The sequence below is a fragment of the Peterkaempfera bronchialis genome (assembly GCF_003258605.2).
Lineage (GTDB): Bacteria > Actinomycetota > Actinomycetes > Streptomycetales > Streptomycetaceae > Peterkaempfera > Peterkaempfera bronchialis.
The window spans coordinates 3,200,794-3,211,868 of sequence record NZ_CP031264.1; the positions used below are offsets into that span (position 1 = coordinate 3,200,794).

Annotated in this window: 8 protein-coding genes and 2 tRNA genes; 3 read left to right on the plus strand and 7 right to left on the minus strand. The window is 73.7% G+C overall.

Annotated features, from left to right (window positions below):
- Window positions 1-31 precede the first annotated feature (31 nt).
- From purL to purS, 3 genes are all read right to left on the minus strand, one after another.
- Window positions 32-2,287 (minus strand): phosphoribosylformylglycinamidine synthase subunit PurL, encoded by a 2,256-nt coding sequence (purL, locus tag C7M71_RS14215; protein WP_111494053.1) that lies wholly within the window; start codon window positions 2,285-2,287, stop codon window positions 32-34.
- 186 nt (window positions 2,288-2,473) lie between these two features.
- Window positions 2,474-3,151: a phosphoribosylformylglycinamidine synthase subunit PurQ gene (gene purQ / locus C7M71_RS14220; RefSeq protein ID WP_111494051.1), complete on the minus strand. Its 678-nt coding sequence runs from the start codon at window positions 3,149-3,151 to the stop codon at window positions 2,474-2,476.
- Entirely contained in the window at window positions 3,148-3,408 is a 261-nt protein-coding gene (gene purS / locus C7M71_RS14225) for a phosphoribosylformylglycinamidine synthase subunit PurS (RefSeq protein ID WP_111494049.1), read from the minus strand. Before purS ends, purQ begins: the two co-directional genes overlap by 4 nt.
- A gap of 507 nt (window positions 3,409-3,915) precedes the next feature.
- Between purS and C7M71_RS14230 the strand changes: the two genes are divergently transcribed.
- From C7M71_RS14230 to C7M71_RS14240, 3 genes are all read left to right on the plus strand, one after another.
- Window positions 3,916-4,233, plus strand: a complete 318-nt coding sequence (locus C7M71_RS14230) for a histone-like nucleoid-structuring protein Lsr2 (protein ID WP_111494047.1) — start codon at window positions 3,916-3,918, stop codon at window positions 4,231-4,233.
- Window positions 4,234-4,372: 139 nt separating this feature from the next.
- Window positions 4,373-4,445: transfer RNA gene (locus C7M71_RS14235), tRNA-Gly, on the plus strand.
- A 54-nt stretch (window positions 4,446-4,499) separates the two neighbouring features.
- Window positions 4,500-4,575, plus strand: a tRNA-Gly gene (locus C7M71_RS14240).
- Window positions 4,576-4,699: 124 nt separating this feature from the next.
- Here the strand turns inward: C7M71_RS14240 and C7M71_RS14245 are convergent.
- The 4 genes from C7M71_RS14245 to C7M71_RS14260 form a co-directional block, all read right to left on the minus strand.
- Window positions 4,700-5,617 (minus strand): phosphoribosylaminoimidazolesuccinocarboxamide synthase, encoded by a 918-nt coding sequence (locus tag C7M71_RS14245; RefSeq protein WP_111494045.1) that lies wholly within the window; start codon window positions 5,615-5,617, stop codon window positions 4,700-4,702.
- A 42-nt stretch (window positions 5,618-5,659) separates the two neighbouring features.
- Complete coding sequence (locus C7M71_RS14250; RefSeq protein WP_114914369.1) at window positions 5,660-7,291, minus strand: RND family efflux transporter; 1,632 nt, start codon at window positions 7,289-7,291, stop codon at window positions 5,660-5,662.
- A 357-nt stretch (window positions 7,292-7,648) separates the two neighbouring features.
- Window positions 7,649-9,199, minus strand: a complete 1,551-nt coding sequence (locus tag C7M71_RS14255) for a N,N-dimethylformamidase beta subunit family domain-containing protein (protein WP_111495201.1) — start codon at window positions 9,197-9,199, stop codon at window positions 7,649-7,651.
- A 169-nt stretch (window positions 9,200-9,368) separates the two neighbouring features.
- The gene (locus C7M71_RS14260; RefSeq protein ID WP_229758716.1) at window positions 9,369-11,039 is read right to left on the minus strand and encodes a hypothetical protein; all 1,671 of its coding nucleotides are present in this window, start codon (window positions 11,037-11,039) and stop codon (window positions 9,369-9,371) included.
- Window positions 11,040-11,075 lie beyond the last annotated feature (36 nt).

Genomic DNA, 11,075 nt, shown 5'->3' on the forward strand with positions numbered 1-11,075 from the left:
CTCTGGCGGTGCGTTGGCGGTGCGGTGGCGGTCAGACCAGCAGGGCCGGGAAGGTCGCGCTGTGCGCGGTGCGCAGCTCGTCCAGGGTGACGGTGAAGTGGCCCTGGACGTCGATGGTGTCGCCGTCCACCACGCCGATGCGGGCGGCCGGGAGGCCCCGGGCGCCGCACATGTCGGTGAAGCGCAGCTCCTCGCTGCGGGGCACGGAGACGATCGCCCGGCCGGCCGACTCGGAGAAGAGCAGCACAAACGGGTCGGTGCCCTGCGGGACCACGATCCGGGCGCCCTGCCCGCCCTTGAGGCAGCTCTCCACCAGGGCCTGCGCCAGGCCGCCGTCGGAGAGGTCGTGCGCCGCGTCGATCATGCCGTCGCGGGAGGCGGCGATCAGGATCTCGGCCAGCAGCCGCTCGCGCTCCAGGTCCACCTTGGGCGGCAGACCGCCCAGGTGGTCGTGGGCGACCTGGGCCCAGGTGGAGCCGCCGAGCTCGTCCTCGGTGTCGCCGAGGAGGTAGACCAGCTGGCCCTCCTCCCGGAACGCCATCGGGGTCCGCCGGGTGACGTCGTCGATGACGCCGAGCACGCCCACCACCGGGGTGGGGTGGATGGCGACCTCGCCGGTCTGGTTGTAGAGCGACACATTGCCGCCGGTGACCGGGGTGCCGAGCACCTGGCAGGCGTCGGCCAGACCACGGCAGGCCTCGGCGAACTGCCACATGACCGCCGGGTCCTCGGGGGAGCCGAAGTTGAGGCAGTCGGTGACGGCGAGCGGCTTGGCGCCGGTGGCGGCGACATTGCGGTACGCCTCGGCCAGGGCCAGCTGGGCGCCGGTGTAGGGGTCGAGCTTGGCATAGCGGCCGTTGCCGTCGGTGGCCACCGCGACGCCGAGGTTGGTCTCCTCGTCGATGCGGATCATGCCGGCGTCCTCGGGCTGGGCGAGGACGGTGTTGCCGAGCACATAGCGGTCGTACTGCGAGGTGACCCAGGACTTGTCGGCCTGGTTGGGGTGCGAGGCCACGGCCAGCAGGGTGGCCTTGAGCTCGTCGCCGCCGGCCGGGCGCTTGAGGCGGTCTGCGGTGGGCGCGTCGGCCTGGAGCTCGTCCTGCCAGTCGGGGCGAGCGTAGGGGCGCTGGTAGGTGGGGCCCTCATGGGCGACGGTGCGCGGCGGTACGTCCACCACCTGCTCGCCGTGCCAGAAGATCTCCAGCCGCTCGCCGTCGGTGACCTCACCGATCACGGTGGCGATGACGTCCCACTTCTCGCAGATCTCCAGGAAGCGGTCGACCTTGCCGGGCTCCACGATGGCGCACATGCGCTCCTGCGACTCGCTCATGAGGATCTCCTCCGGCGAGAGCGTGGCATCGCGCAGCGGCACCCGGTCCAGCTCCACCCGCATGCCGCCGGAGCCGGCCGAGGCCAGCTCGCTGGTGGCGCAGGAGAGGCCGGCGCCACCCAGGTCCTGGATGCCGACGACCAGCTTCTCGGCGAAGACCTCCAGGGTGCACTCGATGAGCAGCTTCTCCTGGAAGGGGTCGCCGACCTGGACGGCAGGCCGCTTGGTGGGCTTGCTGTCGTCGAAGGTCTCCGAGGCGAGCACGGAGACACCGCCGATGCCGTCGCCGCCGGTGCGGGCGCCGTACAGGATGACCTTGTTCCCGGCGCCGCTGGCCTTGGCGAGGTGGATGTCCTCGTGCTTCATCACGCCCACGCAGAGCGCGTTGACCAGCGGGTTTCCCTGGTAGCAGGGGTCGAAGACGACCTCGCCGCCGATGTTGGGCAGGCCGAGGCAGTTGCCGTAGCCGCCGATGCCGGCGACGACGCCCGGCAGCACCCGCTTGGTGTCGGGGTGGTCGGCGGCGCCGAAGCGCAGCGGGTCCATCACCGCGACCGGGCGGGCGCCCATGGCGAGGATGTCGCGGACGATGCCGCCGATGCCGGTGGCCGCGCCCTGGTAGGGCTCGACATAGGAGGGGTGGTTGTGCGACTCGACCTTGAAGGTGACCGCATAGCCCTGGCCCACGTCGACGACGCCGGCGTTCTCGCCGATGCCGACCAGCATGGCGTCGGAGGCCGGGGCCTTCTCGCCGAACTGCTTGAGGTGGACCTTGCTGGACTTGTAGGAACAGTGCTCCGACCACATGACGGAGTACATGGCCAGCTCGGCGCCGGTGGGGCGGCGGCCGAGGATGGTGCGGATGCGCTCGTACTCGTCCTGCTTGAGCCCCAGCTCTGCCCAGGGCTGCTCGACGTCGGGGGACTGGGACGCGTACTCGACGGTGTCCAGGGTCACGCTCGCTCGCTCCTTCGCGCGTGGGTGGTTCCGGCGGTGGGAGCTGGGGCGCTCACTCGTTCGCACGCCGTTCCGGTGTCCAGGGTCACGCTCGCTCGCTCCTTCGCGCGTGGGTGGTTCCGGCGCTGGGAGCTGGGGCGCTCACTCGTTCGCACGCCGTTCCGGTGTCCAGGTGCTGCTGCGACATCAGGCGTCGACCAGCTTCTTCAGGATCGAGGTGAAGAACCCGAGGCCCTCGGTGCCGGGGCCGGTAAGCGGCTCCACGGCGTGCTCGGGGTGCGGCATCAGGCCGACCACATTGCCGGCGGCGTTGGTGATGCCGGCGATGTCGCGGTAGGACCCGTTGGGGTTGACGTCCAGGTAGCGGGCGACGACCCGGCCCTCGGCCTCCAGGGCGTCCAGGGTGTGCTCGGCGGCGACGAAGCGGCCCTCGCCGTTCTTCAGCGGCACGGTGATCTCCTGGCCCTGGGCGTAGTCCGAGGTCCAGGCGGTGGCGGCGTTCTCGATGCGCAGCCTCTGGTCGCGGCAGCCGAAGTGCAGGGAGTCGTTGCGGGTGAGCGCGCCCGGCAGCAGGTGGGACTCGCACAGCACCTGGAAGCCGTTGCAGATGCCGAGCACCGGCATGCCCTCGTTCGCCTGCGCGATGATGGTCTCCATCACCGGCGAGAACCGGGAGATGGCACCGCAGCGCAGGTAGTCGCCGTAGGAGAAGCCGCCGGGGAGGATCACCGCGTCGACCTGGTGGAGGTCCTGGTCGCGGTGCCAGAGGGCGACCGGTTCGGCACCGGCGAGGCGTACCGCGCGCTGGGCGTCGCGGTCGTCGAGTGAACCGGGGAAAGTGACGACGCCGACGCGGACGGTCACTTTGCCTCCTCCTCGATGCGCACGGTGAAGTCCTCGATCACGGTGTTGGCGAGGAAGGTCTCGGCCGCCTCGCGGATGCGGGCCAGGGCGGCCTCGTCGGCGGGGCCGTCCAGCTCGAGTTCGAAGCGCTTTCCCTGGCGGACGTCCGAGATCCCGTCAAATCCCAGGCGCGGCAGCGCACGCTGCACCGCCTGGCCCTGGGGGTCGAGGATCTCCGGCTTGAGCATGACGTCGACAACGACGCGTGCCACTGGCACTCCCGATGTTGGTGCGTGTGGGCGGGAACCCCAGAATACCCAGCGTTTCGGGGTCTCCGGCGGCCCGGCAGGCGCAACGCGCGTAGACCGATGTCCCTGGTCCGCGCCCCCGGCGACCCGGGACACGCGGTGCGGCCAGGCCGCGCCGGGCGCCGGGAAATGCACCTCTTTTGCCGGATTCAGCACCGTGGGCGGCGACCCGGCGAAGGCTGCGGGGAAGGCTGCGGGGAACGCCGTCATTACCGGCACTCCGGGCAGATCGACCGGTCGTATCGGCAGGGTATCCAGCAGAGTATGGAACCGATCCGGATATTCCGCCAGAGAAAAGTAGAGGGTTCAATTCTGGCCAGGTTTTGGTGCAGAATAAGGGCACCGGTTGCGACAGGTGGTTCGCACCCAGCGGGACGTCATGCCCTGCGGCGAACCGCATGGCAGCCGGTGCACACCTGGTCGCCCGGCGCCCCCCGGCGCCGTCGGCGGCCGTATTGCCCGAGAGGATTGACACCCATGGCACAGCGTGTAGTGGTCACGCTCTCCGACGACCTGGACGGCGGTGCGGCGGAGGAAACCGTCCACTTCGGCATCGACGGCAAGTCGTACGAGATCGACCTGTCCGCCGAGAACGCCGAGAAGCTGCGGGAGGTCCTCGCCCCCTATGTGGCGGCCGGCCGCCGGCAGAGCCGGACCGGCAAGTCGTTCCGGCGTACCGCCCTCGCCCCCGACCCGGCAGCCGTGCGCGCCTGGGCGCAGTCGCACGGCATGGACCTGCCCGCGCGCGGTCGCATCCCCAAGCACGTGTACGAGAAGTTCGCCGAGGCGAGCTGAGGCACCCGGCCCCGCCACCGCACCGGGCCCAGAACGGGCGCGGCGGCGGGGCCGCCACAACTACCCCCGCGGATGTTGTAGAGTTCTTCTCGTCACCACGGCCCGGAAGGGTCGCGGGGGCAGGTGCCGAAGGCACCAGGCGGACGTGGCTCAGTTGGTAGAGCATCACCTTGCCAAGGTGAGGGTCGCGAGTTCGAATCTCGTCGTCCGCTCGCAGTAGGACAAACGTCCATCCTTCTTCGGAGGGGTGGTACCATACCGATCATGCGGACGTGGCTCAGTTGGTAGAGCATCACCTTGCCAAGGTGAGGGTCGCGAGTTCGAATCTCGTCGTCCGCTCCAGTTCCGGAGGCCCACTCGAAAGAGTGGGCCTCCGGCGTTTCCGTATGCCCGGGATACCCGGGGGATGCCGATGGGTCCGGCCGCCGACCGCCTGGTGCGGTCGGCGGCCGGACCGCCGGAGTCCCTAGGACCAGGGCAGCCCGGTGAGCCGCTCATAGGCCTCGATGTACTTGGCCCGGCTGCGCTCGACGATCTCGTCCGGCAGGGGCGGCGGCGGAAGCTCGCCCCTATGGTCCCAGCCGGATTCCGGGGAGGAGAGCCAGTCCCGGACGAACTGCTTGTCGAACGAGAGCTGGGACCGCCCCGGCTCCCAGCTGTCGGCCGGCCAGAAGCGGGACGAGTCCGGCGTGAGCACCTCGTCGCCGAGGACCAGCCGGGGCTCCTCCTTGTCCGCGTCCGGGTCGAGACCGAACTCGAACTTGGTGTCCGCCAGGATGATCCCCCGCGACCGGGCGATGTCCCTGGCCCTGCTGTACACGGCCAGCGTCATCTGGCGCAGCTGGGCGGCCAGGTCCGGGCCGATGCGCCGGGCGACCTCCTCGTACGGCACATTCTCGTCGTGCTCGCCGACCTCGGCCTTGGTGGCCGGGGTGAAGATCGGCGCGGGCAGCTCGGAGCCGTCCACCAGGCCCTCGGGCAGGGCGAGCCCGCAGACCGTCCGGTCCCGGGCGTACTCCACCAGGCCGGAGCCGGTGAGGTAGCCGCGCGCCACGCACTCCACCGGGAGCATCTCCAGGCTGCGGCAGACCAGTGTGCGGCCCTGCCAGTCGTCCGGCGCACCGGCCGGCACCTCGGTGGAGAGCACATGGTTGGGCACCAGGTCGGCGAGCAGCTCGAACCACCAGAGCGAGAGCTGGGTGAGGATCCGGCCCTTGTCGGGGATCTCGCTGGGGAGCACCCAGTCATAGGCGGAGGTCCGGTCGCTGGCGACCATGACCAGGTTGCCGGAGGCGTTCCGGTAGAGGTCGCGCACCTTGCCGGTGTGGATGTGGACCAGTCCGGGCACCTGCACCGGCTCAGGCTTCTCGACGAATCCGCTCAACGGTTCATACCTCGTGCTCGTGGGCTGCCTCCTGGGAGTCTTTCACGCACCCCGGCCGGCTGCCCGGGCCGGTCGGGCCGGTCGGGCCGCTGCGGCCGAGGGTGCCGCCGCCGGTGCGGCCGCCGGTGCGGCCGAGGGTTCGGTGCGGGCCGCCGGCAACCCGGGCGCCCGGCCGGCCGAGGCGGGGCCGGACGCCACCGGGGCGGGGGTGGCGCCGAGCTCTCCGGCCCTGCCCACCACCACCTGGTCGCCCACGCGCAGCGGGTCCTCGCCCAGCGGCCGGATCTCGGTCCAGCCGCCGCCGGAGGCGCCCGGAAGCACCTCGACGGGATGGCCCCTGCCGTCGCGGAAGGCCGTCACCACCGTCCGGCCGTCCGCGTCCACGGTGATCGCCGAGGTCGGCACGGCCAGCACCCGGCCGTTCGAGGGCGGCGCCTGGACCGTCAGCAGCACCTCCTGCGCGGTCAGGCCCGGGTCCAGCTGGTGGTTGGGGCGCACCACGATCGGATACGGACGGGTCTCGTCCGCGACCGCCACCGGATCGGCCACCGGGTCGGCCACCTGCCCCGGACCGGCCGGCAGCCGCACCGGGGTGTCCGCCACCGAGACCACGGTGCCGCCGGCGCTGACCCGGTCCGCCTCGGAGACGATCCGCACCGTCTGTCCGGGCCGGACCAGGCCCTTCTGGTACGCCGGGAGCCCACCGCGGACCACCAGCCCGTCTGCGGAGACGGTCATCGCGTTGCCCGTCACCACCGAACCCACCGCCGCCGGCGCCGCGTCCACCGTCGCCGGGAAGCCCTGGAGGTAGACCACCTCCGCCACGGGCAGCATGGGGCCGTTGGCCGTCTTGGCCGCCGAGAGGCGGCGGCGGGCGGCGGCCAGGTCCTCGTCGCCGTGGGAGACCCGCCGCCGCGCCGCCGCCACCTCCTGGTCGGCGACGGCCCGGGCCGCCGCCGAGACCCTCGCGGAGGCGAGGCCGGCCCGCGCCCGGGCGGCGGCCAGCGCGTCCTTGGCGTCCTGCCGGGCGTGCCGGGCGGCGGCCACCGCGTCCTCGGCCGCCGCCAGCCGGGTGGCTCCGTCCGGCTGCGCGGGCAGCGGGGTGTAGCCACGGGCGGTGTAGAAGGCGGTGAGCGCTGCCGACGTACCGGCGCCGAAGACCGCCGCGTGGTCCTTGCCGGTACGGAATCCCAGGCTGCGCAGCGCCTTCTGCAACTGGGTGACGTCCGCGCCCCGGGAGCCCGGCTTGAGATCGCGGTACGCGGGGATGGGGCCCGGCAGTGCGAAGACCGGTCGGCCGGAGATCTCCACCAGCAGCCGGCCGGCGGCGACCATGTCGCCGGTCCGCACCGGCGCCTTGGTCACCACCGCTCTGACCGCGCCGTCGCCCGCCCCGGCGGATGCCGCGACCTGCACGGTCTGTCCGGCGGTCACCATGCCCCGGGTGGTCACCGACCCGTCCAGCACCCGCCGCTCCACCCTGGCCGTCAACACGTCGGGCGCGGGGGCCCTGACGGTCAGCCAGGCCGCCACCGCACCGCTGCTCAGCAGGACCACACCGGCCAGCAGGCCCGCGACCACCTGGTGCTCGGCCACCCAGCGCCATCGGGTCCCGCCTCCGCCGTCGCCCACGGCCCCGGGTGCCGCCGCCTCCTCCTCGTCAACGCGGGACATGCCCGGCCCCTCTCCGTTCCGCGAGCGCCTTGCCGTGGACGGACGGTTGCGGCCATATCCGGCATACCATCACATTTAGCCCACACTTTGATGAATATCACACCGGTCGGTGACCCGGCAGCGCGAAGTCCGCCACAGCCCCCCCGGGCGCAACCCCGGGCGGCTCAGCCGTGCTCGCAGATCCGGTCCAGCAGATTGGCCGTCGCCCGCTGCACCCGCTCATCCGTATGCCCCGGCCGACCCAGCGCGCCCCGAAGAGCGCGGCGGCGGCGGATACCGGCCGTGCCACGGCCCGCACCCATCGGTGACCCGGCAGCGCGAAGTCCGCCGCAGCCCCCGTACGCGACCCCGGGCGGCTCAGCCGTGCTCGCAGATCCGATCCAGCAGATTGGCCGTCGCCCGCTGCACCCGCTCATCCGTATGCCCCGGCCGACCCAGGGCCGGAGACCAGGCGAAGGTGCCCGAGGCGAAGACCCACGCACCGCTGGGGGCCTGGTAGAGCGAGGTCTCGTGGTGGCGGCGGATACCGGCCGTGTCGCGGTACGGGGAGTGCGCCAGCAGGATGCGCTCGGTGTGGTCGGGCAGGGCCACCCGGGGGTAGTAGTGGTCGGCCTCTCCGGCGACCAGGCCCGGCACCGGCTCCTCCTCGCGGAGGCCGGTGCCCTCCCAGAGCCAGTGGTGGGCATTGCGGACGATCAGCGGCGCCGGCTCGGGCACCCGTCCGGCGTACTGGATGCCCAGCAGTTGCTGCTCGGGCTCGCCCGCGTCCCGCCAGAGCGCGCTGCGCGCCCCCGCAGGGCCCTGGAAGGGGACGCCGGGGCCGGGGCGGCGGCGTTTGCGGCAGCTGACCAGCCGGTCCGGCTCGCCGGCCGGGGAGGGGGCCAGCTCGACCCGCCAGTACATGGTGTTGGCGGAGAGGAAGACCAGCGAGGTACCGGCGGCGCGGGCGCGCTCCGCCGCCCGCCGCATGGGCACCGACCAGTACTCGTCGTGGCCGGGGAAGACCAGGCCCCGGTAGCGGGTCGGGTCGACCGCCCCGGCGTGCAGGTCGGTGGCGGTGGCGTAGGCGAGGTCGTAGCCGTAGCGCTCCGCCCAGCGCACGAAGTCATAGGCATGCCCGACGTGGAGGGGCAGCCCGGCGCCGGCGTAGGGGCGGTCGAAGGAGACGGTGACGGCGGCGTCCTGCTCGCCGAGCAGCCGACCGTCCCCGTCCCAGGCGTGGTACAGGCTGGCGCCGGTGTGGCCGTCCTCCGGGAAGAGGTTGTACGCCTGCCAAGTGACGTCCGGGAGGAGGAGCAGCAGATCGGCCGGGTGGTCGTCGCGCACGGTGAAGGGGATGTGGCTGCGGTGGCGGTTGTCGATGGTGGTGAGGACCGCGACATACGCCCCCGGCTGCCAGTGTGCGGGGATCTGGAGCCGCCAGGAGAGCCACCAGTGGTGGCAGGAGACGGTGCGGCCCGCCACCAGCGGGGGCGGCTGCTTGAGGCCGCTGACACCCGGTCCGGAGGTCATGTGGTGGGCGCCGGCGCCGCCGTAGTGGCCGATGCGGTAGACGTCCACGGTGAACTCGCGGGGCGGGTCCACGGTGACCCGCAGGTCGACGGAGCCGCCGGGCCGCACCACCCCGGCCGAGGCGAAGCCCTTGATCTGGCAGTCCACGTCGTCGGAGTTGCGGGGGGCGCCGACCGAGCCGGAGTCACGGTCCTGCCGGGCGCCGGGCAGCAGTTGCTGCCCGGGGGCGCCGAGGTCGACGTACCAGGGCATCACGGTCCCGGCGGTGTCGGGGCCGGAGCCCTCGACATAGGTGTCGGCGCCGCGCAGCCAGGGCAGCGGGCCCTGACCGAAGGGATCGGTGACTCCGTGGGCGAGCGCGCCCGACTCCCAGCGGCGGATCTGATCCGTCCCCACTCGTCCCTCCTGGCCCCGGCGCGGACGCGGCAGAGTGCGGCGGCCGTCCGGCCGCCCGCGCCCGGCGTGCGTCCAGCACATCACATCCCGCCACCGTTTCGTCACCCCGCGTGCGTATGAATATGACAGCCGTCCTTGCCGACGTGGTGGAACCGGTACGAAAGCGGCGTCAGGCGAGTCTGACCGGTTTCTCCAGCCGCACGCCGACGTCCTCCAGCCAGTCGCGCAGCGGGCCGTCGTCCCCCTGCTCGACCGCGCGCGCGACGGGGGCGGCGAAGTCCACCCGGCGGGCGCCGCCGACCAGCAGCGCCGGGCCGTCCAGCCAGTCGAGGCCGGGTACGGCGCCGGCGGTGTCCACGGCCGCGCAGCAGACCATCGCGGTGACATGGTCGACCAGGAGGTCGCGCCCCGTACGCGGCGGCACCGGCAGCAGTACCGCCCCGGGCTCCGCCGGATCGCCGGGAGGGGCGCACGCGGGGTCGGCGGGCGCCCCCAGCGCCGCCGCAAGCCGGTCGCTGCCGCCCGCGCGCAGCCGCTCCAGCACCCGGGCGAGAGTCGGCCCGGTGTCGGCGGCGGTGGGTCCGCCCGGGCCGAGGCGGGGCAGCGGGCCGTTTCCGGGGCCGCCCGGCTCGGTCCGGTCGACGGCGTCGTGGAGGGCGGCGGCCTGGGTCCGCCAGATGCGGTCCACCACGCCGCCGGGGTACTCCTCCCAGCCGACCCGGCTCCACCCCCGGCCGCCGGCCGCCGCGTCACCCAGGACGCCGTGGAAGAGCCGGGCGGCGAGCAGCGAGGTCGCCTCGTCCACCGCGCCGGGCTCCTCCAGGAGGTCGCAGGCGGGCCGGTCGCCGAGGCGCTGCTCGAACCCCTCGGCGAGCCGGTCGCGGCGGGAGAGCTCGGTCAGCGCGGCCACCACGCCCGCGTTGAGGTGGGCGGGGAGGCTGCGGATCCGCCAGGCGGGCAGGGCGACGCGGGTGAGCAGCCGGTCCCATCCGGCGTAGGCGAGGCCGACCTGCTCCTGAGCGGCGATGCGCAGTCCGTAGTCGACGGCCTGGGCCTGCTCGGAGGCCCAGGCGGCGACGGCGCGCTCCAGTTCCGCCGCGTGGCCCCGGCAGGCGCCCAGCAGCGCCCGGGTGACCCGGTCGAGGACGGCGAGGGCGGGGCGGCGCAGCAGCCGGCGGGCGGGGGCCGCCGGGGAGCGGCCCCGGTCGGCGGCACGGCCGCGCCGGACGGCGGCTCCGGCGGCGTCCAGGCCGCGGACGAAGCGGCGGGCGGCGGCGATCTCCGGGTCGGCGGAGGCGGCGGTGCCGGCCACCACGGGGGCCAGCAGGGCGCGCAGCTCGGGGACGCGCATCCACCAGAGGAAGGGCGAGCCTATGACCAGCACCGGCGCGGACGGCTCCGGTCGGCGGCCGGGCAGCAGGCGGCCGGGCTCGGCGGGGTCCGGGTCCTCCAGCCAGCTGTCGCAGTCGGGGGTGAGGGCGATGGCGGACGGAGCCGGGACCTCCATCCGGGCGGCGAGGTCGCGGACCAGCCGGTAGAGCTCGGGCGCCTCCTGCTCGCGCACGGTCACGGCGGGGGTGCGCAGCGGCCGGGCCCGGGCGAAGACCCCGGCCACGGCGCCCGCCACCAGCAGCGAGAGGGCGGCCAGGCCGCAGGCGATCCAGCGGGCGGTGTCCCAGGCGGCGGCGTCGGCCGAGCCCGGGGCACCGAGTCTGCCGGTGAGCCGCCCGGCGAGCAGGACGACGGCGACGGCCGTGGGCAGCGCGGCGGCCGCCACGGCCAGGCCGCGGACCCGCAGAACCGCATGGGCACGTGCACGTGCCGCGTCGACGCCTGCCACCTGCCGCCACACCCCCTGCCGCCGCCGTGCCCGTCC

Bases quoted from the DNA above. Each gene is read 5' to 3' on its own strand.
- C7M71_RS14230 (WP_111494047.1), top strand. From the start codon at position 3,916: ATGGCACAGCGTGTAGTGGTCACGCTCTCCGACGACCTGGACGGCGGT.
- C7M71_RS14250 (WP_114914369.1), bottom strand. From the start codon at position 7,291: ATGTCCCGCGTTGACGAGGAGGAGGCGGCGGCACCCGGGGCCGTGGGC.